The following is a 21,037-nucleotide window of genomic DNA, read 5'->3' as shown; positions in this document are numbered from 1 at the left end:
ATGCCAAGCGGTACAACCTCAGGTAAGCGTCACACTGTAATTCTCAATCACCGTGTTGGCCAGCAGCTTGTCGCACATGGCTTTCAGGTCGGCCTCGGCCTTGGCTTTGTCGGTTTCCGAAAGCTCCAGGTCGAACACCTTGCCTTGCCGCACCTGACCGACGCCCCCGAAACCCAGTCCCGACAGAGCGTGCTCTATGGCTTTTCCCTGGGGGTCGAGCACGCCGTTCTTGAGGGTGACGGTGATGCGGGCCTTGATCATGCTGGACATATTCCTGTTCGAAGACTTAGCAATTCCCGGAAAAGTGTGAAGCGGTTTTCCGTCCGGAATTGCGTCAAAAAAGAAGATTTAGTGCGGCTTGCCTTTGAGGCCTTCGGTCGAGGCGACAAGCACCGGTCCGGTCGGGCGCGGCGGCTCGTTCTCGTTCATGATGCCGAGGCGTCGGGCGACTTCCTGATAGGCTTCGACGAGGCCGCCCATGTCGCGGCGGAAACGGTCCTTGTCGAGCTTGTCCTGCGTGGCCACGTCCCACAGCCGGCATGAATCCGGCGAGATCTCGTCGGCAACGACGATGCGCATCATGTCGCCTTCGAACAGCCGTCCGCATTCGATCTTGAAGTCGACGAGCTGGATGCCGACACCCAGGAACAGGCCGGAAAGGAAGTCGTTGACGCGGATGGCCAGCGCCATGACGTCGTCGATCTCCTGCGGGGAAGCCCAGCCGAACGCGGTGATGTGCTCTTCCGACACCATCGGATCGTCGAGCGCGTCGGCCTTGTAATAGAATTCGATGATCGAGCGCGGCAGAACGGTGCCTTCCTCGATGCCGAGGCGCTTGGACAGCGAACCGGCGGCGACATTGCGCACAACCACTTCGAGCGGAATGATCTCGACTTCCTTGATCAGCTGCTCGCGCATGTTGAGCCGGCGGATAAAGTGGGTCGGAATGCCCATGCGGTTCAGATGATTGAAGATGTACTCGGAAATGCGGTTGTTGAGCACACCCTTCCCGTCAATGACCTCATGCTTCTTCTTGTTGAACGCGGTCGCATCATCCTTGAAGAACTGGATCAGCGTGCCCGGTTCTGGTCCTTCATAGAGGATCTTGGCCTTGCCTTCATAAATGCGGCGGCGATTTTTCATCTTATTTTTTCTCTGGATTGGGGGCAGGCGGCAAGCGACCAGTTCCTGTCCGTCTGCCTGAATTAGTGCGGCGACGGGTGGGGTTCAATGCCGGGTCTATCCCAATCACAGCGTTTGCTCAATCGGCAAATCCTTTCGATCGACCGGTTTCAGGAATGAAATGCCGCAGCGCAGCAAGTGATGTAGCATATTGACCGACCCGCGCCCTTTTGGTTTGTGCTGCGGCAACACACATATCCACCGCCAACGCGAATCGATTTCACCGGAGGGAAGCCATGAGCAGCATGAAAGACCGCGAAGAGGGTTTTGAGCGCAAATTCGCCTTCGACGAAGAACTTCGCTTCAAGGCTTCGGCGCGCCGCAACAAGGCGCTTGGCCTGTGGGCCGCCGAAAAGTTGGGCAAGTCCGGCGCTGATGCCGACGCCTATGCCAAGGAAGTGGTTGTCTCCGACATCGAGGAAGCCGGCGATCACGACGTGTTCCGCAAGATCCGTGGAGATTTCGACGCTGCTGGCGTCGACCAGTCGGACCATCAGATCCGCCGCACCATGGACGAGCTGATGGCGCAGGCGATCGAGCAGATCAAGAATACCTGATCCCAGCCATTTCTGGACCAATCGACCGCCCGGCCCAGCCGGGCGGTTTTTCTTTGCCTTTTCAGTCTTTTCCGGCTGAAACTGTGCGTAGGCCTGTTAGAAAAGGTCCTGGCCAACAAGGAAAAGCCCCCGATGTCCCTGAAATCACGCCTGGCGGCGGATGAAACGCTGTTCACCGCCTGGTCCGGCGTTCCGGACGCTTTGACGGTCGAAATCATCGCCAAGCAGGGTTTCGACGCCGTCACGCTCGATATGCAGCACGGCGGGCACCATGAAGACTCGGTCCTGCGCGGCCTGGCTCCGGTACTCGCAGCCAACAAGCCGGCGCTTGTGCGCATTCCGGTCGGCCGCTTCGACATGGCCAGTCGCGCTCTCGATTTCGGGGCCGAAGCGGTGATCGCGCCGATGGTGAATTCGGTGGCCGATGCAAAACTGTTTGCCGCCGCGATGAAATACCCGCCGCTTGGCGAGCGCTCCTGGGGCCCGACCTATGCCTTTCCGCGCCATGGCAAGGGCGACCATGCCGAATGGCTGCGCGACACCAATGCGCGCACAATGGCGTTTGCGATGGTCGAAACGCGCGCCGCGCTCGATGCGCTGGACGGCATTCTCGACACGCCCGGCATCGATGGCATCTTCCTCGGTCCATCGGATTTCTCGATCGCCTGGTCGAACGGCGCCACCATCAATTCGACGCTGGAAAGCATGATGGAGACCGTCGCGTCGATCGCCGAACGCACGCGCAAGGCCGGCAAGCATGCCGCGATCTATGTCATCGAGCCGGCGATTGCCGGCCGCGTGGTGGCGATGGGCTATCGGCTGCTGGCAATGGGTTCAGACCATGCGCTGATTTCGCTCGGCGCAAAGACGCTGATCAAGAGCATGAACGATTCGATCAAGGGCTGAGGCACGGGGCTTTGCCCGGGAGCGGTCAGGCCTTGAGATCGGTCAGGAACTTGGCGAAGGTCATCGATCCCTCCGGCCACGGGCCGAAGCCAGCGTCCTCGTTGAGGTGGCCGGTTTCGCCGGCATCGATGAACAGCGAGCCCCAGGCAGCGGCAATGTCCTCGGCGACGTCGAAAGCGCAGAAAGGATCATTGCGGCTGGCGATCACGATGGACGGAAAGGGCAGCGGCCTGCGCGAATAGGGGCCGAAGGTCATCAGGTGCCTCGGCCTGATCTCCGGATTGGCAACATCGGGTGGCGCTACGAAAAAGGCGCCAGCGACCGGCTTCTGAAACTGCGGAATGGCTTGCACCGCCGCCGCAACGCCAAGCGAATGCGCGACGATGACCACAGGCCTCTCGGACTCGTTGACCGCTTTGGCCACGCTCGCTGTCCAATCCTCGCGCACCGGCTTCGACCATTCGGCCTGCTCGACCCGGCGCGCCGTCGACAGTTTCGACTGCCAGCGTGTCTGCCAGTGTTCGGGACCGGAATTGGTGTAGCCCGGCACAATCAGAATATCTGCGTCTTTGACTTTCATGGCGCTGAGATAGCGAGCGGCTCCGTCTCGTGCAACCATGCCGTTGGATGCGACCTATCACAATTGTTGAACAACCTGTTCGATTCTTTCCATCTTGTGTGAACGATCGCGATGAATGATTTGAGATGTCAGATCCGGACAGACGCCGGCGCAGCCTTGCATCGCGCCGAATGGAGAGTTTTATGAGCGAACTGCCTTTTGCCGCGACCACCCCTGTCAGTGTCTCACGCGTTGGCCTGAAGGCGCGCGACGCCGAGAGCCTCGCGGCCTATTACCGTGCCGTTGTCGGCCTGCAGGAATTGAGCCGCGCCGACGGCGCGATCACGTTGGGCGCCGCCGGGCGCCCGCTGCTGGTCATCGAGGCGGATAAGGCCGCAAAGCCCGACGATCCGCGCAGCGCCGGTCTGTTCCACACTGCTTTTCTGCTGCCCAGCCGCGCCGATCTCGGCCGCTGGATCAACCACGCTGCCGCCAACCAGATCCGCATCGAGGGTGCTTCCGACCATCTGGTCAGCGAGGCCCTCTATCTGACCGACCCAGAAGGCAATGGCATTGAAATCTATCGAGATCGCCTGCCGCAGGAGTGGAAGTGGAACGGCGACAAGATTGCCATGGCGACCGAACGCCTGAACCTGCCCGGCGTTGTGGCGAGCATACCTGCCGGCGACGCCGGCTGGCAGGGCGCGCCGGAGAATAGCATTGTCGGCCACGTCCATCTGCGCGTCGGGAGGCCTGAAGACGCCGAGGCCTGGTGGCACCAGGAGTTCGGCTTCGATACGGTGGCAAAATATGGCGGCCAGGCGGTGTTCCTGTCGTCTGGCGGCTACCACCACCATATCGGCGCCAATGCCTGGCACAGTTCCGGCGCCGGGCGCCGCGATCCGTCTCGCTCGGGCCTGGCGTGGGTTGAGATGCGGTCGGACAATGTGAAGGCTGAGACCACGCGGGAAGATCCGTGGGGCACGGTGATCAGGACCGTTCCGGGCAAGGCTTGAGCGGACGTTGGCGAAGGCATCTTTCTCCCCGTCCCTATACGGGGAGAAATGCCCGGCAGGGCAATGAGGGGCAGGGCCGACGTTGGCAAATTTTGTTTCTGGGATGAGGCTTTGGCTATCGCCGAGGTCAGCGCCGCCCCTCATCCGCCTGCTGGCACCTTCTCCCCGTAAACGGGGAGAAGGCAGCTCATCCAAACACTCGCTTGAAGATCGTGTCGACATGCTTGGTGTGATAGCCGAGGTCGAATTTCTCGCGGATCTCGGCTTCGGGGAGCGCCGCGGTGACCTCCTTGTCGGCCAACAATTCCTCAAGGAAATCAGCGCCGTGTTCCCATACCTTCATGGCGTTGCGCTGCACCAGGCGATAGGCGTCCTCGCGGCTGACGCCGGCCTGCGTCAGCGCCAGAAGCACGCGCTGCGAATGCACAAGGCCGCGAAACTTGTTCATGTTCTTCAGCATGTTGTCGGGATAGACCAACAATTTGTCGACGACGCCGGTCAGCCGCGACAGCGCGAAATCCAGCGTCACCGTGGCGTCAGGACCGATCATGCGCTCGACCGAGGAGTGCGAGATATCGCGCTCGTGCCAGAGCGCCACATTCTCCATTGCCGGCAGCGCCATGGACCGCACCATGCGGGCAAGGCCGGTGAGGTTTTCGGTCAGCACCGGGTTGCGCTTGTGTGGCATGGCTGAGGAGCCTTTTTGCCCCGGCGAAAAATACTCTTCCGCTTCCAGTACCTCGGTGCGCTGCAGATGGCGGATTTCGGTCGCCAGCCGCTCGACCGACGAGGCGATGACACCGAGCGTGGCAAAGAACATGGCGTGGCGGTCGCGCGGAATGACTTGCGTCGACACCGGCTCCGGCTTCAGCCCGAGCTTTTTCGCCACATGCTCCTCGACATAGGGGTCGATGTTGGCGAAGGTGCCGATCGCACCGGAGATCGCGCAAGTAGCAATATCCTCCCGCGCATGCACCAGCCGCTCGCGGCAGCGCGAGAATTCGGCATAGGCCTGCGCCAGCTTGACGCCGAAGGTGGTTGGCTCGGCGTGGATGCCATGGCTGCGCCCGATGGTGACGGTGTCCTTGTGCTCGAAGGCACGGCGCTTGAGTGCGGCGAGCAAGCCGTCGAGGTCGGCGAGCAAGATGTCGCTGGCGCGGCTGAGCTGCACCGCAAGACAAGTGTCGAGCACATCGGACGATGTCATGCCCTGGTGAATGAAACGGGCATCCGGTCCGACGAATTCGGCGAGGTGGGTGAGGAAGGCGATGACGTCATGCTTGGTGACGGCCTCGATCTCGTCGATCTTGCCAACATCGAACCGGGCCGCATTGCCCTTTTCCCAGATGGTGTTGGCAGCTTCCTTGGGGATGACGCCGAGCTCGGCCAGCGCATCGCAGGCATGGGCTTCGATTTCGAACCAGATGCGGAAGCGGGTTTCCGGCGACCAGATGGCGACCATTTCCGGCCGGGAATAGCGAGGGATCATCCGTCAGTCCTGATGTGTCGGTGGTTAAGTCCGCGTCCTAACAGAGGCGGACCGAATGCTCAACGCTGATGGCGCGCAAACCACACGCTGGCAATGGCAAGTGCGATGAATCCGAGCGGGAAATAGAGCCGCACGCCCAGCACCACGAATTGGTAGAGCGCTGTCAGCGAGGTGAACACCAGTTCGAACGCCCAACGGAGGGTGAAAGCCTCGGCGTGCCATTCAGCGTAGTAAGAGCGGTATTGCAGGGCGAACAGGCCGCCGGTGAAGGCAAGTGTCGCGGCAAGCAGACAGACGAAGGCGGCGGCGAACGCCACTTCCCAATGCCGGTCGAGCGAGACCAGCCGCGCCGCGAACAAGCCGACCGGAAAGGCAAGTGCTGCACCCATGGCAAAGAGCAGGACGACGAAGCGGATCTTTTCAGGCGATTCCCAATTGTCGAGCCAGAGACAGAGCAGCGCACTGGCGCCCATGGCAACGGACCACAGCAAGGCGCCGACAAGCGCCGTGCGCGTCGATGGTACAGCGCGGCTGACGCGGTTGCCGGCGCGCTTGCGCCAACCGGATTGATCGAGCGATGTCACAGGCGGCCGGTCACGGCGATCCAGCGGAAATCCGGCCCCTCAAAGCCGTATTGGCGCACCGCGATCAGGACCGCATAGGCGCTGATGCTGTCCATCGAAAATGTCTGCACCGCGCCGATCCGGTAGCCATTCGGGCAGCCGCGGCTTTTCGGGATCGATTTGTCCTCATGCAAAAGGTGCGTCTGGCCGCCATCCCTGGCTTCGATGCGCAGCAGCCGAAAGCCGTTGATCTCGCCCTGGCTCTGGCAGTCCTCTGTGTCGTTCATGCCGATCTCGTCGAGCCGGAATTCCAGTGGCGGGTCGACCGGTGTAAAGATCGGCCGCGGGTTGACCACCATGCGGAACGGGTCGGCCGACAGTTCGGTCACAGGATTGAGGCCGGCGGTGATGCCACGGTTTGCGGTAAGCTCGGCCTGGGCAACGATCGCTTCGCCCTTTTGCCTTGCCTGGAGGCGGGCCGTATCGAGCGAGGCGGTCTCGTCCTCCAGCCGGACCCGGATCGGCGTGCCCTTCAGGAAGGTGTCGTCTGATGTGTCGATGTAATAGCGGTTGGCATAGGGAAAGCCTGATCCGTCCGCGACGCCGTATTCCTCGAAGGCGAACACGCCACCATCTCTGGTGAAACCGAGGATCTCGAGCTCGGCGACATCGCCCGCCCGGGCCGCGATGCCGGAGGCCAGTTGGACCAGCAGGCAAACGCCAATCAGGACGAGATTTCGCATCGGCGTCTCCGCTCCGGCTGCCATGGTTCGATCGTTCCCTATCATGAGACAGTCAAAACATCGTGCTGTCCAAAAGCCGATGCATCCAATTGCGCGCCTGTTTGTTATCGTCGATCGTCTTCAAAAGGAGAACACCCCATGACCGAGGCCAGCAAGATTCGCGAACATATGGAAGTGGTCGGCGCCGATGGCGTTCACATCGGTACTGTCGACAAAGTCGATGGCGACCGGATCAAGCTGACCAAGGCAGACAGCGGCATGGGTGGGCACAAAGGCCATCACCACTACATTCCCCTGAGCCTGCTTGCGGAGGTCGATGGCCAGAAGGTCTGGCTGTCGGCAAATTCCGATGTCGCGGTCAGCTTCGAGGAAGAAAAGTGCTCCCCGACCTGATCGGGTTGCAGAGCAATTCCAGGTGTGAAGCGGTTTTCCCGGAAAAGCGCGGAGCGCTTTCCCTTGGGAATTGCGTCAAAGAAGGATTTAGAACGGGTCACCGTTTCATGAAACGGTGAATTGTTCTAGCGCGACGACCACACCGGAAATAGGTCGCCATCGGCCGGCGTCGCTGCATGGATGCCGCGGCTGATGGCGCGCGCCATGGTGGCGCCGGCGGCGGCAAATAAATCGACGGCATCGTCGGCGCTGAGTTCGATGCCGCTCTTGCCGGTCGCCAGCGCAAACACCAGATCGCCGTCGGCCGGCGTGTGCACCGGCCAGATGGCGCGCACAAAGCCATCATGCGCTGAAATGGCCAGGCGCTTGGCCGCCGCCTTGGTCAGCACGGCGTCGGTGGCGATGAGGGCGATGGTGGTGTTGCCGCCGCCCGTCCCACCCACACGCTTGTCGCGGTATTTCAGAAGGATCCGCCTTGCATCGTCCGGCATCGGTGAGGGATAGCCAAGCCCGCCAAACTCATCGCCGATCTCGAAGGGCGCTGCCCAGAAATACCGGGTCCGGGCAATCGTTACCGAGCCGGTCGGGTTGGCGGCGGCGAGCGCGCCGATGGTGACGCCGCTGTCGAGCACCGTCGAGGCCGAGCCGAGGCCGCCTTTCAGCCCGGAGGTGAGCGCGCCGGTACCGGCGCCGATTGTGCCGAGCGGAAAGTCGACTGTTGCAGCCTGTGCCGCTTCGTAGCCGAGGTCGCGGTAAGGGGGATAACGGCCCCAATCCTTGTCGCCGCCATTGCGCAGGTCGAACAGGATCGCCGCCGGCACGATCGGCACACGAAAGCCGCCGACATCGATGCCAATGCCCTTTTCGCGCAACGCCGCCTGCACGCCGGAGGCGGCGTCGAGGCCGAAGGCCGAGCCGCCCGATAGCACCACGGCATGGACCGCTTCGATGGAATTGTGCGGTTCAAGCACGTCAGTCTCGCGTGTGCCCGGCGCGCCGCCCAGGATCTGCACGCCACCGATCGCCGGTTCGTCGCACAGCACGGCCGTTACCCCGGATTTCAGCCTTGCGTCCGATGCGTTGCCGACGCGCAAGCCCGCGACATCGGTGATCAAATTGCGCGGCCCGGTGCGGAACATCAATTCGCCTCCGCCGGTACGAAACGCGTTCCATCGAAGCGGAAGGCGCGGTAGAGGCTCTGGCTCAAATCGCCTTTGTCGTCAAAACGAAGTTGGCCGATTGCAGTTGCGAAATCATTCCCGGTGAGCGCGTCAGCCAGCGGCTTGCCGGAGGTCTCGGCTGCCGCCAAGGCCGCTTTGGCGATCTCCACCGCCGCGTAGGCTGGTAGCGTATAGCCGTCGGGCGCAAGGTTTTTGGCGGCAAAGGCGGCCAGCACCTTGGGATCGGCAACATCGGCCCATTCGGGCGGCGCGATCATCAGCGTGCCCACGGCGTAGGGCACATCGCCGGGCGGTGTGCGCAAATTCTCGCCCCCGGCAAAAATAATGCCGGCCTCGAGCTGGCCGGCGTCGCGGCCCATGATGGCGATGTCGTCGCCGTCGCCGCCGGCAAAGACATGGCTGGCGCCCGCCTTCTTCAGCCGGCCGATCAGTCCGATCTGGTTGTCGAGTTGCGGCCGGAACGTGTCGGTGAAGACCGGCTTCAGCGCCGCCTGTTCGGCTGCGGCGCGCAGCGTCTCGGCGATTTCGCGCCCATAGATGGTGCCGTCATCGACGATGGCGAACAGTTCGCTCTGCCACAGCCGGGTAAGGATGGCAGCCACCGCATTGCGCTCGTCGTCGCCGCGTGGACCCAGTCGATAGACCGGCCAGCCGGTTTTGGCGCGGCGATCGGTCAGGCTTTCGGTGCGAACACCGACCGTGATGACGGGTATGTCGGCATCCTTGAGGATCGGCATCGCCGCCTGGATCGCCTCGGTGCAGAGGAAGCCAATGACGACATTGACCTTCGCAGCGGCGAATTCCCTGGCGGCGGCAGCCCCGCCATCGGCGGTGCAGGCATCGTCGAACGTCTTGATCTCCACGCCGTTGGCTTCAGCCGCGAGGGCAGCGCCGGCCTCGATCTGCTTGCCGAGGATCGCCGATGGACCGGACAGGGGCGCGGCGACGCCGACAAGCAGCGTCTGAGCGCCGGCGCTTGCCGGCAACAGCCAGAGCAGTGCCGCTATTACAGCCGTTAGGGGTCGCATTCTGACGAGAATTCCTCCGTGCCGGTCGCATGCTTCCGGCGTCTCTTGCGTCAAGACCTAAAGGCTGCCTGCGCCCTGCGCAACACGCGAATTTGCGGATTGGCGTCAAGCACTTCGCTTGTGGCCTATTGTGTGCCGCCATATATAACGCTTGGGTTCCTGCTTATGGAAAATCATCAGTGTTGAAGTTGAACGACATAGGGCCGCAGGCCTACCGCGACGCGATGGCGCATTTTGCCGGCCACGTCCATGTGGTGACCACCGACGGTTCCGCCGGCAAGCGCGGCACGACGGTGATCGCCGCCTGTTCGGTGTCGGACACGCCGCCGACCGTGCTCGTCTGTCTCAACCGCGAGAATCCCAGGAACGAGCTGTTTGTGCAAAACGGCCGGTTTGCGCTGAACACGTTGGCATCGCACCAGCAGCCGCTATCGGTGGCGTTTTCAGGCCTGAGCAGCCTGTCGTCCGATGAGCGTTTTGCGCTCGGCGAGTGGGACGTCGTATCGACAGGCGCTCCGACCTTGAAAGGCGCGCTCGCCGTTTTCGACTGCGAATTGATCGACACCAAGGATCTGGCCACCCATCGTGTGCTTTTTGGCAAGGTGACAGGCCTGCGCATGGGCGATAATTTGCGGCCGCTGATCTATCACGCTCGCGACTACCACGTGCTGGAAAGCGGAGCAGAGGCGTCAACGGAGAAGGAATGACCGAGCTGAAACCGCGCCCCGCGCCGCGGACGATCGACGAGACGCTCGATCTCCTGACCGGCGCGGACTATGTCGCGGACCGCTCGCTGGCAACGGTGCTGTTCCTGTCGCTGCGCATGCAGCGGCCGCTCTTCCTCGAAGGTGAGGCCGGCGTCGGCAAGACCGAGATCGCCAAGGTGCTGGCGCAGGCGCTCGGCCGCCGGCTGATCCGGCTGCAATGCTATGAAGGCCTCGACGTTTCCTCCGCTGTCTATGAATGGAACTACGCCGCGCAGATGATCGAGATCCGCATGGAGGAGGCGGCAGGCTCGGTCGACCGCTCCGACATGGAACGCAATGTGTTCTCCGAAAAATACCTGATCCGCCGCCCGGTGCTCGACGCGCTGACCGGCAAGGCGGGTGCCGCCCCGGTGTTCCTGATCGACGAGCTCGACCGCACCGACGAGGCGTTCGAGGCGTTCCTGCTCGAAATCCTGTCCGACTTCCAGGTGACGGTGCCGGAACTCGGCACGATCAAGGCCGAGGAGCCGCCGATCGTCATCATCACCACCAACCGCACCCGCGAAATCCACGACGCGCTGAAGCGGCGCTGCCTCTATCACTGGGTCGACTATCCCAATGCCGAGCGTGAGCTGGAGATCGTGCGCCGCAAGGTGCCGCAGGCCAACAGCCGGCTTTCGGCCGAGGTGGTGTCGTTCATTCAGAAATTGCGCCAGGTCGAGCTGTTCAAGGCGCCGGGCGTTGCCGAGACCATCGACTGGGCCGGCGCGCTGACCGAACTCGACAAGGTGGCGCTCGATCCCGAGACGGTGTCCGACACCATCGGCGTGCTGCTGAAATACCAGGACGACATTGCCCGCATCGGTGCGGGCGAGGGCCGGCGCATCCTCGACGAGGTCAAGGCCGAGCTTGCGCCGGCGGAGTAAAACAGTGAAGGCGCCGGGTGCCCACCCCAAAGAGGCCGACCCCAAAGAGGCGGCGGAGGATGGCCGCATCGCCGACAACATCGTCTATTTCGCCCGCACCTTGCGCAAGGCGGGCATGCGGGTCGGGCCGGCCTCTGTCAAGGATGCGATCGAGGCGGTGCTTGCCGCCGGCATCGGCTCGCGCGACGATTTCTATTGGACGCTGCATGCGGTGCTGGTGCCCAGGCACGAGGATCATCCTATCTTTGACGAAGCCTTCCGGCTGTTCTGGAAATCGCGCGAGCTGATCGAAAAGCTGCTGGCGATGTTTTCGCCGGTGGCGCCGGACGTCAGGGAAAGGCAGAAGCCGCGCGCGGCTGAAAACCGCGTCAGCCAGGCGATGTTCGAGGGTCATCAGAAAAACCAGCCGGCAAAGGAAATACCGGAGATCGAGGTCGATGCGCGCTTCACCTTCTCCGGCAACGAGGTACTGCGCGGCAAGGACTTTGCCCAGATGAACGCCGCCGAGATGGCCGACGCCAAGAAGGCTATTGCCGAGCTGCGGCTGCCCTTCGACATGGTTCGGACAAGGCGCTTCAAGGCGGATCCGCATGGCCGCCGCATCGATCCGCGGGCCATGATGCGCTCTGCCGCGCGCACCGGCGGCGAGCTGATCGTGCCGAAATTCCGCTCGGCCCGCGAAGTCCATCCGCCGCTGGTGGTGCTTGCCGATATTTCCGGCTCGATGAGCCAGTACACGCGCATCTTCCTGCATTTCCTGCATGCGCTGACCGAAAAACGCCGGCGCGTACACACCTTCGTCTTCGGCACGCGGCTGACCAATCTGACGCGGCAGATGCGCCACCGCGACCCCGATGCCGCCCTTGCCGACTGCTCGGCGGTGGTGAAGGATTGGTCGGGCGGCACCCGTATCGGCGACACGCTGGCCGAATTCAACCTGACATGGTCGCGCCGCGTGCTCGGGCAGGGCGCGGTGGTGCTGTTGATTACCGACGGGCTCGAGCGTGACGACGTCACCGGCCTGTCGGAGGAGATGGAGCGCCTGCACAAGTCCTGCCGGCGGCTGATCTGGCTGAACCCTTTGCTACGCTTCGGCGGCTTCGAGGCGCGCGCCCGTGGCGTCAAGGCGATGCTGCCGCATGTCGATGAGTTCCGCTCGGTGCACAATCTCGACGCGCTTGCCGATCTATGCGCCTCGTTGGACAAGAAATCGGCCGCTGCGGTCGATCCGCGCCGCTGGCTGGACGCTGGCGCAAGGCGCGCCGCATAGCCATATTGATGGCACCGCAACCACGCCTGAGATACAACGAATTTCAGCCGCAACTGCAATGACAACATTGGGTAGTTTTGCTCACGGACACACAGGGACGTCTTCTATGCAGGCCGCCGAAAACACAAGAACAGCCTCTCCCTACCAGGTTGGTAAATCCCGCAAATTCTTCGAATTCGACTCCAGCCTTCGAGGCGGTAAAGGCCACGGTGTGCGCATCGCAAACGAGGATGCATTGATAACGCCGGGCCTCATCGTCTTCGCGCCGCCGCCAGAGAAAGGCTACGGCTTCGCAGAACTGCCGGAAAAACCTCAGCTTGTTCACTACCGCAAAGAAGGCAAGATGCCGCGCGATCTGGAGGTATTGCACGGTTATCTGATCGTTTCCGAACGCCTGAAACGAGTTTTCGAGGATATCGACGCAGCCGGTTTCGAGTTTGTCGACTGCGATTTTACTTTGGCTGACGGCTCGCAAGGGCCGAAATATTACTTAGATGACGTTATACGAGTCCTGGACGCTATAGATGAAGCGGCGTCGAAAATAAGGATCGACTATGAACGTGATTACAGAACAAATGAGGACGTGAAAATTTACAGTTTTCTTGGTCCGACCAGCCTCGTATTCCGTGATCAGGTGGTCGCCGATGCCCATATATTTCGCACGCCGTATGCTAACAGCGTCTTCTGCGACGAGGTTTTGAAATCCGCCTGCAAGGTCGCCGGTGTGACCGGTCCCCACTTCATCAATGTCGAGAAGATGTGAGGTTGAACCATGGCTGACATTGAAGCGTTTTATGAGCACCACGTCATGACACAGGACCTGGCTTCCAAGGGGCCTCCTTGCTGGGTCTTTTAGCTGAGAACAACCGACTTAATCTCAACGGAAAAACAGACTCTAGGACAAGCGATCATGGACAACAGCATCTATCTCGATGAAGCCCGCGATCCCCTGATCATCGCGGAAGGCTGGATGAAGGACGGCAAGGATGTCGCGATTGCCACCGTGGTCGAGACCTGGGGTTCGGCGCCGAGGCCGGTGGGCAGCCATCTGGTCATCGATGCCGAAGGCAATTTCCACGGCTCGGTCTCGGGCGGCTGTGTCGAGGGGGCGGTGGTGAGCGAGGCGATCGACGTCATCGATACCGGCAAAGCCAAGATGCTGGAGTTCGGCGTTGCCGACGAAACCGCCTGGCAGGTCGGTCTGTCCTGCGGCGGGCGCATCAAGGTCTATGTGGAGCGGCTCGGTTAGTATGGACCCGTACGCCCTCAAAACGCTCAATGCCGAACGCCGCGCCCGCCGCGCGGCAATCCTGGTCACCGATCTCGGCGATGGCCGCGACCGCATCGTGCGCGAGGGCGATTCTGTCGCCGGCGAACTCGGGCAAGCAATCGCCAGGGCGTTTCGCTCAGGCAGTTCCGGTTCAGTCGAGGCCGAGGGGCGGACTTTCTTCCTCAACGCGCATCTGCCGCAGCCGCGCCTGGTGGTGATCGGCGCCGTCCATATCAGCCAGGCGCTGGCGCCGATGGCCAAGATCGCCGGTTATCCGCTGGAGATCGTCGATCCGCGCACCGCCTTCGCCACGCCGGACCGCTTTCCCGATGTGGCGCTGCATGCCGAATGGCCTGAGGATGTGCTGAAACGCCAGCCTCTTGACAGCTACACCGCGCTCGCCGCCGTAACTCATGATCCGAAGATCGACGATTTCGCGCTGAAGGCGGCGCTCGACGCCAACTGCTTCTATGTCGGCGCACTCGGCAGCCGCAAAACCCACGCCAAACGTGTCGAGCGCCTGCTTGCGCTGGGCGCCAGCGCCGACCAGATCGCCCGCATCCACGCGCCGATCGGCCTCGACATCGGTGCGGCGAGCCCGGCGGAGATCGCCGTCGCCGTCCTGGCGCAGACCATCCACGCCTTTCGGTCGCGCGGGCTGGAAATGAAAGGCGCTGCGGCGTGAAATTCGGGCCGGTTCCGATCGACCAGGCCGAAGGCGCGGTGCTCGCCCATGCCACCACGGCCGGCGAGCGACGCTTCCGCAAGGCGCACAGGCTGAGCGCTGAAGACATAGCTGTGCTGAAGGCGGTCGGCATTGCCGAAATCGTCGCCGCGGTGCTTGCGACCGATGATCTGAGCGAAGATACGGCGGCTGAAAAGATCGCCGCAAGCATGGCCCACCGCGACATCGAGGCAAAGCCCGCCGCGACCGGCCGCGTCAACCTTCACGCCAAAGCGGCTGGCGTCTTTACGGTCGACGCGGCAATGATCGACGCCATCAATGCCGTCGACCCGACCATCACCATCGCCACACTGGCTCAGCACGCGCCGGTGGAGAAGGGCCAGATGGTGGCGACGGTGAAGATCATACCGTTCGCCGTCGCCTCGGCCTTGGTCGACAAGGTGACAAAGATTTGCGCCGGCGGCGAGATCTTTGCCGTCAACGCCTACCAGCCGGTGCGCATCGGCGTCATCCAGACCGTGCTGCCGGGCATCAAGGCAAGGCTACTGGACAAGACGCTGCGCGTCACCGAGGCGCGGCTGGCGCGCTCCGGCGCCCGGTTGACCGTCGAGCGCCGCACGCCGCACGAAGTCGCGCCTGTGGCCGAGGCCGCTGCCGCGCTGGCGCGCGACAATGACATGGTGGTGGTCTTCGGCGCCTCGGCGATGAGCGATTTCGCAGACGTCATCCCAGCAGCGATCGAGAAGGCTGGCGGTACCGTCATCCGCGCGGGCATGCCGGTCGATCCCGGCAATCTGCTGGTCCTGGGCACGCTTGACGGCAAACGCGTCATCGGCGCGCCGGGTTGCGCCCGCAGCCCCAAGGAGAACGGCTTCGACTGGGTGCTCGACCGGCTGATCGCCGGGCTTGAGGTGACCGCCAAGGATATTGCCGGCATGGGTGTCGGTGGGCTGTTGATGGAAATCCCGACCCGGCCGCAGCCGCGCGAGCCGCTGCCAGCCAGAGCCGGGCTGAAGGTCGACATCGTGCTTCTCGCTGCCGGCCGTTCCAGCCGCATGGGCGGGCCGAACAAGCTCTTGGCGCTGTTCGACGGCAAGCCGCTGGTGCGCCTAACCGCTGGACGCGCGCTAGGCTCGAAGGCCTCGGCCACCGTAGTCGTCACCGGCCATCAGCGCGAGCGGGTACATCACGCCTTGTCGGACCTCAATGTGATCTTCGCCGACAATCCCGATTTTGCCGAAGGCCTGTCCTCGTCGCTGAAAGCCGGCATGGCCAAAGTCGGAGCCGAGGCCGCCGGCGCGATGATTGTCCTCGGCGACATGCCGGGCATCTCCGCGGCCGATCTCGACAGGTTGATCGACGCCTTCCGTAGGGACGGCGGCCATTCAGTGGTGCGCGCCACGCATGATGGCCGCCGCGGCAATCCGGTGCTTTTGCCCCGCGCGCTGTTTCCGGCCATCGCCCATCTCGAAGGCGACACCGGCGCCCGCCATCTGGTCGAGGCCGAGGGGCTCGATGTCATCGACGTCGAAATTGGCGACGGTGCATCGATCGATGTCGACACCCGCGAAGCGCTCGAAGACGCCGGCGGCGTGCTGCAGGATTGACAAACCGAAGCTGAAAAACGCATGGCTGAAGGATGGCTCTTCGCTTCCCATTCTCCCGTGCGCTGCTCACCGCAATCGTTCTTTCGCTGTCCGCCGTCCGCGCGGAGGCACTTGAACTAAAACCCTTCAAAGACGATCTCTTCGCCTATCCGGCGACGCTGTCGTCGTCCGACAACGGCGCGCACACCGTCATCGACTACCAGGAAATGCGCGACATCAACGCCCGCGACCAGGTGCCGGAAAAGCGCGTGCACGCGCAGTATACTGACACCAGCGTGCGCAAGGTTCAGCAGGATCTGATGCTGAAAACCGATGCCGGCGATGTCAGGCATATCGCCGTTGGTAAAACCGAGGGCGCCGGCATCATCGTGCTTTACCTGCACGGGCAGGGCGGCAGCCGCAAGCAGGGCGTCGACGACTTCACATTCGGCGGCAATTTCAACCGCATCAAGAACCTGATGGCCGGCAATGGCGGCCTCTATCTCTCACCCGATTTCACCGATTTCGGTGACAAAGGCGCAGCCCAGGTCGCAGCATTGATCGGCCACTATGCCGAGGCCTCGCCCGATGCGAAAATCTTCGTCGCCTGCGGCTCGATGGGCGGTTCGCTGTGCTGGAAGCTGGCCGGCCGCAACGATACCGGACGACGCATCAATGGGCTCTTGCTGCTCGGTTCGTTATGGGATGACAGCTTTTTGGCAAGCCCCGCCTACAGGCGCCATGTGCCGGTATTCTTCGGCCAGGGCAGCAAGGATCCGGTCTTTCCCGTGGAGAAGCAGGAAGCCTTCTTCCGCTCCATCATTGCGAACTCGAAAGCCTATCCCTATCCGACGCACTTCGTCCGTTTCGAGACCGGGACCCACGGCACGCCGATCCGCATGGTCGACTGGCGCGAGACGCTGAACTGGATGCTGTCGAAAGCCCCCTGAGCCGGCCTCAAGGTGCGGTGTTGTAGTCGACCATCGTCTGCGGGTTTTCCTCGCCGTCGTAAGACGCATCGACGTCGTACTGCACCAGCGAAAAATCACCGTTGCGAAACAGGTAGGTGCCGCTGTCAGAGGCATCGCCGACGCCGCGCCATTTGTTGAACGTGCGAATCGTCCTGGTCTCTTCGTCATATTCGGGATTGGTTGCCCAGCCGGTCGTGTGGAAACCAGTGACGGTCACGCCCAGCAGTTTGCCGTCGCTGTCATTGTTCTCGTAGCGTATGTCCAGTTCCGGTTCGGCGAACTGCAACTGGAGCACTTCACCAAGCGCATCCGTCATGTAGTAGACCGAAGCGGTATTATAGGCTGCGGCGGAACAGTAGAATTCGAAAAGCCGCGTCTCCTTTTCAGGGTCGCCAGGCTGTGCGTCCTTGTCCTTGTATTTGATCGAGAAAGCATTCGGCTCCTCGCCGACAAACTGCTTGTCGCACTGACTGCCATAGGTCGCCAGGAACGCCTTCTTGGCCTTCTCGAGCGCGGTATCCTTCTTCGGCGGCGGCGGACCGTCGCCGCAATTTGCCGGAACCGCCTCCTCGAAATCGGCGCTGGAGGGTTTTAGCGCGCCCTTTTCGATATGGATGGGATCGAAGGGAGGCGCAGCCTGGGCCTGCGCGTTCAGTTGCCGCAGAGTGTAGCAGCCGGCGAAGACCTTCTCATCCCCATCCTTGTCGGTGGCCTTGATGGCGACGGGAACGCTGTAATAGATGCTGCCGGCCGCGCCGTCGCTGGAAATGGCTCCCGTTTCGACCTCGACCTTGTCGGTGCCGTCATAGCCCTTGACAAAGGCGTCAAAATCCTTTGCCGGCTTCGTATCGCCGTAGTAGCCCCAGGCACGGGCGAATTCGTGCCGGTTGATGGCGCTGTAGAGCGACTGGACGACCGCCTCGGCGCTCGACCGGTCGTCGACATAAGGGGCTTCGGGCGTATCGTCGTCCGCCATCGCCGACTGGCCGATCGCAGCAAGGAGTGCAGTTGCTGCGAGAAAGATGCGCTTCATCGGGAATCTCCGCACGGTAACGAAGATTCTACCACATGGATTGCGGCGGCGGGGTGACGCATCGCTGCCGTTGCTTGAAGAATCGCCGGTAAAGGCGCTACGTCCCCGTCGGCGCTTCAGCCGCAATGGAGATGTGACGTGACACTATCGATGTATGAGGCCTCCGTGCCGGTGTTTTCGGCCAGGCTGAAGGCGCTGTCCGGCATTCTGACGGCTGCCGAACAGAATGCGCTTGAGCGCAAGATCGACCCGCAGGTGTTTTTGACCGCAAGGCTGGCGCCCGACATGTACGCGCTGACCAGGCAGGTGCAGGTCGCCACCGACCACGCCAAGGGCGCGCCGTCGCGCCTGGCCCGCCGCGAAGTGCCGAAATACGAGGACAATGAAGCGACCTTCGCCGAGCTTCAGGCGCGCCTGACCAAGACGCTGGAATTGTTGGCGTCGTTCTCGGCCGCCGAGTTCGATGGTTCGGACGACAGGGTGGTCGAATTGAAGTTTGGCCCGCGCGAGGTCTCGATGCCCGGCCTGCAGTACCTGCTGCATGTCGCCATGCCCAACTTCTATTTCCACGTGACGACGGCCTACGACATCCTGCGCCACAATGGCGTGCCGTTGACGAAAGGTGCCTATCTCGGCAATCGTTGAGGAATTCGGCGTTCCGAGGTTTCCCGGCAGCGGCCGGGAAACCTCGTCATACGCTGGCTTACCGCGCGGACATTTCGCGCGCGATGCGCGGGAAATCGGCCGGCTTGATGCCGATGTCGGCACGGTCGGCATTACTCATCGAATGCAACAGCGCCAAGGCGGAACGATAACGCTGATGCTCCTGCGGACGCGGACGAGCAAACATTTCAGTGAAGAACCCCATGATTCGGCCCCTAGTTCATCCTCCACGTCACCGAATATAGGAAAAATGTGAAGATTGTGCAGTGCAGCATTTGCATGGCAGCCATGCTATGCAAATTTTTTTCGGCACAATTGGCTCATGCGCTGAAACTTTTGGTTGGCGCCGACCGTACGCATAGACGCTGGCACATGGCCGGCTTTTCCTCGCCACTCCTGGCGAAATTTCCGGACTGCATGCAAATGCAGTCCGGCTTTTTGTTGAGCTTGCGTCAGCAGCCGGCAAAATCGGCAGCGCCAGCCTGGCGAACGCCTAAACTGGTTAAGATCAGTGGCATTCATTTTTAACGAGCCGGTTCTATGGTGCGACCGTCTCAAACGCATTCGCGTGGTCACAAGGGGGAGGCTGTCATCGGCGCCAAGCGGGATTTCGCTTCCTTGCTGGACGATCTCTTCGTGGCCTCGGACAAAGACGAGGCGAACGACGAGACAGGCGCGCGGCCGTCGATCCCGTTCGACTATCTGTCCGTGGCCGACGAGCTTCATTCCGGCCGCATCAAGGTCTCCGGCGAAACCTTCACTGCCGAGTATCGCGAAGCGGGGTCCGATCTTGCCGCCGAATTCGCAGCCCTTCTCGACCAGGCCAAGCTGGCGCTGGCCGGCGAGGAAGCAAAGCCCGAGGAACGACTGCCGCCGATCGATCCTGAAGCGATCGCCGTCGAACTCGGCCTCGATCATCCCGTCAAGACTGCCGATCTCGGCCGCATGCGCCGCAGCTTCGCCTTCGCCAACCATCCCGATCGTGTCGCGCCACATCTGCGCCAGCGCGCCATGATCCGCATGCAGGTGGCCAACATGCTGATCGACGAAGCCAAGCGGCGCGCGCTGGCCGGCGCCCGGCGCTGACTTTGCCAAGCTTCACATAAAACTCGGTCAGCCAAGGGTTGGAGAGCAGCCCGGCTTTGCTATAGGATACCGCTTCCTTCCCGCGCTGCCGCGCCAGCTTTCCCTCCGGAGCAGAAATCCATGCACAAACGCCGTCTCGGTCGGACCGATCTTCTTGTTACCCAGATCTGCCTGGGGTCGATGACATGGGGCCAGCAGAACACCGAGGCCGAAGGCCATGCGCAGATGGATCTGGCTTTTGAGCGCGGCGTGAATTTCATCGATACTGCCGAGCTCTATCCGATCCCGCCCAAGGAGGAGACTCAAGGACGGACGGAGAAGTTCATCGGCAGCTGGATGAAGGCCAAGGGCAATCGCGACAAGGTCATCCTGGCCTCGAAAGTGGTCGGCCGCACCGCCAACCGCTGGTTTCGTGGCGATCGTCCCTCGAAGCTGGTGCGCGCCGACATTTTCGATGCCATCGACAAATCGCTGGCCAAGCTCGGCACAGACTATCTCGATGTCTACCAGATCCACTGGCCGGAGCGCGACATTCCGTGGGGCGCCAACCCGACTCGTGTCGGCGCCACGCCGCGCCGTGCCGACGCCGTTGGCGCACCGACAGGCGAGACGCCGATCGCCGAGACGCTTGCCGTCTTCGACGAACTGGTGAATGCCGGGAAAATCCGCCATCTCGGCCTGTCGAACGAAAGCTCCTGGGGCGTCATGCGCTTCATCGCCGAGGCCGACAAGGGCGTCGGCCCGCGTGTCGTTTCGCTGCAGAACGCCTACAACCTCGTCAACCGCACCTTCGAGGTGAACCTGGCCGAAGTCTGTGAGCGAGAAGAGGTCGGCTTTCTCGCCTATTCGCCGCTGGCGCAAGGCTATCTCACCGGCAAATACGACCATGGCGCGCGGCCGCAAGGCTCGCGCTCGCAGCTGTTCAACCGCGGCCAGCGCTACGAGACGCCGAACGCAGCGGAAGCGCAGCTCGAGTACAATGAGCTGGCGCGCTCCTTTGGCCTCGAACCGGCGCTGTTTGCCAACGCCTATGTCGCCAGCCGTCCATTTGTTACTTCCAGCATCATCGGCGCGACGACGATTGCCCAGCTTGAGATGGCGTTGTCCTCGGCCGACGTGACCTGGACCGACGAGATGCAGAAGGGCGTGGATGCGATCCACCAGCGCGTCGGCAATCCGTGCCCATAGGCAAGCCGTTCGAACGGAATTGCCGAGCAAAGACA

Annotated in this window: 26 protein-coding genes; 16 read left to right on the top strand and 10 right to left on the bottom strand. The window is 62.3% G+C overall.

What is annotated here, in order from left to right:
* Window positions 1-18 precede the first annotated feature (18 nt).
* On the bottom strand, window positions 19-261 hold the full coding sequence (gene purS / locus ACWTU9_RS09460) for a phosphoribosylformylglycinamidine synthase subunit PurS (protein WP_181057212.1): 243 nt from the start codon (window positions 259-261) through the stop codon (window positions 19-21).
* Between the two features lie 87 nt (window positions 262-348).
* Window positions 349-1,143 carry a phosphoribosylaminoimidazolesuccinocarboxamide synthase gene (gene purC, locus ACWTU9_RS09455; protein ID WP_455858058.1) on the bottom strand — a complete coding sequence of 265 codons (795 nt, stop codon included), beginning with the start codon at window positions 1,141-1,143 and terminating at the stop codon, window positions 349-351.
* Between the two features lie 275 nt (window positions 1,144-1,418).
* On the opposite strand from purC, the gene ACWTU9_RS09450 reads away from it, so the two are divergent.
* Window positions 1,419-1,739, top strand: a complete 321-nt coding sequence (locus tag ACWTU9_RS09450) for a DUF1476 domain-containing protein (protein WP_454576171.1) — start codon at window positions 1,419-1,421, stop codon at window positions 1,737-1,739.
* 132 nt (window positions 1,740-1,871) lie between these two features.
* Window positions 1,872-2,645, top strand: a complete 774-nt coding sequence (locus tag ACWTU9_RS09445) for an HpcH/HpaI aldolase family protein (protein ID WP_455858057.1) — start codon at window positions 1,872-1,874, stop codon at window positions 2,643-2,645.
* Between the two features lie 25 nt (window positions 2,646-2,670).
* On the opposite strand, the gene ACWTU9_RS09440 is transcribed toward ACWTU9_RS09445, so the two are convergent.
* A complete protein-coding gene (locus ACWTU9_RS09440) occupies window positions 2,671-3,225 on the bottom strand; it encodes an RBBP9/YdeN family alpha/beta hydrolase (protein WP_455858276.1) in 555 nt (184 codons plus the stop codon).
* A gap of 182 nt (window positions 3,226-3,407) precedes the next feature.
* Between ACWTU9_RS09440 and ACWTU9_RS09435 the strand changes: the two genes are divergently transcribed.
* Entirely contained in the window at window positions 3,408-4,220 is an 813-nt protein-coding gene (locus ACWTU9_RS09435; RefSeq protein ID WP_454587155.1) for a VOC family protein, read from the top strand.
* Window positions 4,221-4,407: 187 nt separating this feature from the next.
* Here ACWTU9_RS09435 and purB read toward each other — a convergent pair whose 3' ends face one another.
* From purB to ACWTU9_RS09420, 3 genes are read right to left on the bottom strand one after another with little or no spacing between them, the layout of a single operon-like run.
* Window positions 4,408-5,709 (bottom strand): adenylosuccinate lyase, encoded by a 1,302-nt coding sequence (gene purB, locus ACWTU9_RS09430; RefSeq protein ID WP_455858056.1) that lies wholly within the window; start codon window positions 5,707-5,709, stop codon window positions 4,408-4,410.
* A gap of 59 nt (window positions 5,710-5,768) precedes the next feature.
* Complete coding sequence (locus ACWTU9_RS09425) at window positions 5,769-6,293, bottom strand: hypothetical protein (protein WP_455858055.1); 525 nt, start codon at window positions 6,291-6,293, stop codon at window positions 5,769-5,771.
* The gene (locus ACWTU9_RS09420) at window positions 6,290-7,015 is read right to left on the bottom strand and encodes a DUF2259 domain-containing protein (protein ID WP_455858054.1); all 726 of its coding nucleotides are present in this window, start codon (window positions 7,013-7,015) and stop codon (window positions 6,290-6,292) included. The genes ACWTU9_RS09425 and ACWTU9_RS09420 overlap by 4 nt, the downstream gene beginning before the upstream one ends.
* A 138-nt stretch (window positions 7,016-7,153) precedes the next feature.
* On the opposite strand from ACWTU9_RS09420, the gene ACWTU9_RS09415 reads away from it, so the two are divergent.
* Window positions 7,154-7,408: a DUF2171 domain-containing protein gene (locus tag ACWTU9_RS09415; RefSeq protein ID WP_455858053.1), complete on the top strand. Its 255-nt coding sequence runs from the start codon at window positions 7,154-7,156 to the stop codon at window positions 7,406-7,408.
* Between the two features lie 125 nt (window positions 7,409-7,533).
* On the opposite strand, the gene ACWTU9_RS09410 is transcribed toward ACWTU9_RS09415, so the two are convergent.
* Window positions 7,534-8,547, bottom strand: a complete 1,014-nt coding sequence (locus tag ACWTU9_RS09410) for a P1 family peptidase (protein ID WP_455858052.1) — start codon at window positions 8,545-8,547, stop codon at window positions 7,534-7,536.
* A complete protein-coding gene (locus ACWTU9_RS09405) occupies window positions 8,547-9,617 on the bottom strand; it encodes a branched-chain amino acid ABC transporter substrate-binding protein (RefSeq protein ID WP_455858051.1) in 1,071 nt (356 codons plus the stop codon). Before ACWTU9_RS09405 ends, ACWTU9_RS09410 begins: the two co-directional genes overlap by 1 nt.
* 179 nt (window positions 9,618-9,796) lie before the next feature.
* Here ACWTU9_RS09405 and ACWTU9_RS09400 point away from each other — a divergent pair, with 179 nt between their 5' ends.
* From ACWTU9_RS09400 to ACWTU9_RS09365, 8 genes are all read left to right on the top strand, one after another.
* Window positions 9,797-10,324, top strand: coding sequence for a flavin reductase (locus ACWTU9_RS09400; RefSeq protein WP_455858050.1), 528 nt, complete (start codon window positions 9,797-9,799; stop codon window positions 10,322-10,324).
* On the top strand, window positions 10,321-11,250 hold the full coding sequence (locus ACWTU9_RS09395; RefSeq protein WP_455858049.1) for an AAA family ATPase: 930 nt from the start codon (window positions 10,321-10,323) through the stop codon (window positions 11,248-11,250). The genes ACWTU9_RS09400 and ACWTU9_RS09395 overlap by 4 nt, the downstream gene beginning before the upstream one ends.
* Before the next feature lie 4 nt (window positions 11,251-11,254).
* On the top strand, window positions 11,255-12,520 hold the full coding sequence (locus tag ACWTU9_RS09390) for a vWA domain-containing protein (protein WP_455858048.1): 1,266 nt from the start codon (window positions 11,255-11,257) through the stop codon (window positions 12,518-12,520).
* A 106-nt stretch (window positions 12,521-12,626) separates the two neighbouring features.
* Window positions 12,627-13,283 (top strand): imm11 family protein, encoded by a 657-nt coding sequence (locus ACWTU9_RS09385; protein ID WP_455858047.1) that lies wholly within the window; start codon window positions 12,627-12,629, stop codon window positions 13,281-13,283.
* A 147-nt stretch (window positions 13,284-13,430) separates the two neighbouring features.
* Window positions 13,431-13,769: an XdhC family protein gene (locus ACWTU9_RS09380; protein ID WP_454576183.1), complete on the top strand. Its 339-nt coding sequence runs from the start codon at window positions 13,431-13,433 to the stop codon at window positions 13,767-13,769.
* Between the two features lies 1 nt (window position 13,770).
* Window positions 13,771-14,475, top strand: a complete 705-nt coding sequence (locus ACWTU9_RS09375) for an XdhC family protein (RefSeq protein WP_455858046.1) — start codon at window positions 13,771-13,773, stop codon at window positions 14,473-14,475.
* Window positions 14,472-16,082 carry an NTP transferase domain-containing protein gene (locus tag ACWTU9_RS09370; protein WP_455858045.1) on the top strand — a complete coding sequence of 537 codons (1,611 nt, stop codon included), beginning with the start codon at window positions 14,472-14,474 and terminating at the stop codon, window positions 16,080-16,082. The genes ACWTU9_RS09375 and ACWTU9_RS09370 overlap by 4 nt, the downstream gene beginning before the upstream one ends.
* Before the next feature lie 32 nt (window positions 16,083-16,114).
* A complete protein-coding gene (locus tag ACWTU9_RS09365) occupies window positions 16,115-17,011 on the top strand; it encodes an alpha/beta hydrolase (protein WP_455858044.1) in 897 nt (298 codons plus the stop codon).
* Between the two features lie 7 nt (window positions 17,012-17,018).
* On the opposite strand, the gene ACWTU9_RS09360 is transcribed toward ACWTU9_RS09365, so the two are convergent.
* On the bottom strand, window positions 17,019-18,065 hold the full coding sequence (locus tag ACWTU9_RS09360; RefSeq protein ID WP_455858043.1) for a DUF1176 domain-containing protein: 1,047 nt from the start codon (window positions 18,063-18,065) through the stop codon (window positions 17,019-17,021).
* A gap of 138 nt (window positions 18,066-18,203) precedes the next feature.
* Between ACWTU9_RS09360 and ACWTU9_RS09355 the strand changes: the two genes are divergently transcribed.
* Window positions 18,204-18,710, top strand: a complete 507-nt coding sequence (locus ACWTU9_RS09355; RefSeq protein WP_455858042.1) for a DUF1993 domain-containing protein — start codon at window positions 18,204-18,206, stop codon at window positions 18,708-18,710.
* A gap of 58 nt (window positions 18,711-18,768) precedes the next feature.
* On the opposite strand, the gene ACWTU9_RS09350 is transcribed toward ACWTU9_RS09355, so the two are convergent.
* Window positions 18,769-18,933, bottom strand: a complete 165-nt coding sequence (locus ACWTU9_RS09350) for a hypothetical protein (protein WP_454587138.1) — start codon at window positions 18,931-18,933, stop codon at window positions 18,769-18,771.
* Window positions 18,934-19,007: 74 nt separating this feature from the next.
* Here ACWTU9_RS09350 and ACWTU9_RS09345 point away from each other — a divergent pair, with 74 nt between their 5' ends.
* From ACWTU9_RS09345 to ACWTU9_RS09335, 3 genes are all read left to right on the top strand, one after another.
* Window positions 19,008-19,256: a hypothetical protein gene (locus ACWTU9_RS09345; RefSeq protein WP_455858041.1), complete on the top strand. Its 249-nt coding sequence runs from the start codon at window positions 19,008-19,010 to the stop codon at window positions 19,254-19,256.
* A gap of 90 nt (window positions 19,257-19,346) precedes the next feature.
* On the top strand, window positions 19,347-19,814 hold the full coding sequence (locus tag ACWTU9_RS09340; protein ID WP_455858040.1) for a hypothetical protein: 468 nt from the start codon (window positions 19,347-19,349) through the stop codon (window positions 19,812-19,814).
* A 120-nt stretch (window positions 19,815-19,934) separates the two neighbouring features.
* Window positions 19,935-21,002 (top strand): aldo/keto reductase, encoded by a 1,068-nt coding sequence (locus ACWTU9_RS09335; RefSeq protein WP_455858039.1) that lies wholly within the window; start codon window positions 19,935-19,937, stop codon window positions 21,000-21,002.
* Window positions 21,003-21,037 lie beyond the last annotated feature (35 nt).

The organism is Mesorhizobium sp. 128a (assembly GCF_053848025.1).
This window is presented reverse-complemented; position numbering and strand designations above follow the sequence as displayed.

Excerpts from the sequence above, each read along its gene's own strand:
- ACWTU9_RS09375 (WP_455858046.1), top strand. The coding sequence starts at position 13,771 with ATGGACCCGTACGCCCTCAAAACGCTCAATGCCGAACGCCGCGCCCGC.
- ACWTU9_RS09335 (WP_455858039.1), top strand. The coding sequence starts at position 19,935 with ATGCACAAACGCCGTCTCGGTCGGACCGATCTTCTTGTTACCCAGATC.
- ACWTU9_RS09360 (WP_455858043.1), bottom strand. The coding sequence starts at position 18,065 with ATGAAGCGCATCTTTCTCGCAGCAACTGCACTCCTTGCTGCGATCGGC.
- ACWTU9_RS09420 (WP_455858054.1), bottom strand. The coding sequence starts at position 7,015 with ATGCGAAATCTCGTCCTGATTGGCGTTTGCCTGCTGGTCCAACTGGCC.
- ACWTU9_RS09350 (WP_454587138.1), bottom strand. The coding sequence starts at position 18,933 with ATGGGGTTCTTCACTGAAATGTTTGCTCGTCCGCGTCCGCAGGAGCAT.
- ACWTU9_RS09440 (WP_455858276.1), bottom strand. The coding sequence starts at position 3,225 with ATGAAAGTCAAAGACGCAGATATTCTGATTGTGCCGGGCTACACCAAT.
- purC (WP_455858058.1), bottom strand. The coding sequence starts at position 1,143 with ATGAAAAATCGCCGCCGCATTTATGAAGGCAAGGCCAAGATCCTCTAT.
- purB (WP_455858056.1), bottom strand. The coding sequence starts at position 5,709 with ATGATCCCTCGCTATTCCCGGCCGGAAATGGTCGCCATCTGGTCGCCG.
- ACWTU9_RS09385 (WP_455858047.1), top strand. The coding sequence starts at position 12,627 with ATGCAGGCCGCCGAAAACACAAGAACAGCCTCTCCCTACCAGGTTGGT.
- ACWTU9_RS09445 (WP_455858057.1), top strand. The coding sequence starts at position 1,872 with ATGTCCCTGAAATCACGCCTGGCGGCGGATGAAACGCTGTTCACCGCC.
- ACWTU9_RS09365 (WP_455858044.1), top strand. The coding sequence starts at position 16,115 with ATGGCTCTTCGCTTCCCATTCTCCCGTGCGCTGCTCACCGCAATCGTT.
- ACWTU9_RS09345 (WP_455858041.1), top strand. The coding sequence starts at position 19,008 with ATGGCAGCCATGCTATGCAAATTTTTTTCGGCACAATTGGCTCATGCG.
- purS (WP_181057212.1), bottom strand. The coding sequence starts at position 261 with ATGATCAAGGCCCGCATCACCGTCACCCTCAAGAACGGCGTGCTCGAC.
- ACWTU9_RS09395 (WP_455858049.1), top strand. The coding sequence starts at position 10,321 with ATGACCGAGCTGAAACCGCGCCCCGCGCCGCGGACGATCGACGAGACG.
- ACWTU9_RS09410 (WP_455858052.1), bottom strand. The coding sequence starts at position 8,547 with ATGTTCCGCACCGGGCCGCGCAATTTGATCACCGATGTCGCGGGCTTG.
- ACWTU9_RS09380 (WP_454576183.1), top strand. The coding sequence starts at position 13,431 with ATGGACAACAGCATCTATCTCGATGAAGCCCGCGATCCCCTGATCATC.
- ACWTU9_RS09415 (WP_455858053.1), top strand. The coding sequence starts at position 7,154 with ATGACCGAGGCCAGCAAGATTCGCGAACATATGGAAGTGGTCGGCGCC.
- ACWTU9_RS09450 (WP_454576171.1), top strand. The coding sequence starts at position 1,419 with ATGAGCAGCATGAAAGACCGCGAAGAGGGTTTTGAGCGCAAATTCGCC.
- ACWTU9_RS09435 (WP_454587155.1), top strand. The coding sequence starts at position 3,408 with ATGAGCGAACTGCCTTTTGCCGCGACCACCCCTGTCAGTGTCTCACGC.
- ACWTU9_RS09405 (WP_455858051.1), bottom strand. The coding sequence starts at position 9,617 with ATGCGACCCCTAACGGCTGTAATAGCGGCACTGCTCTGGCTGTTGCCG.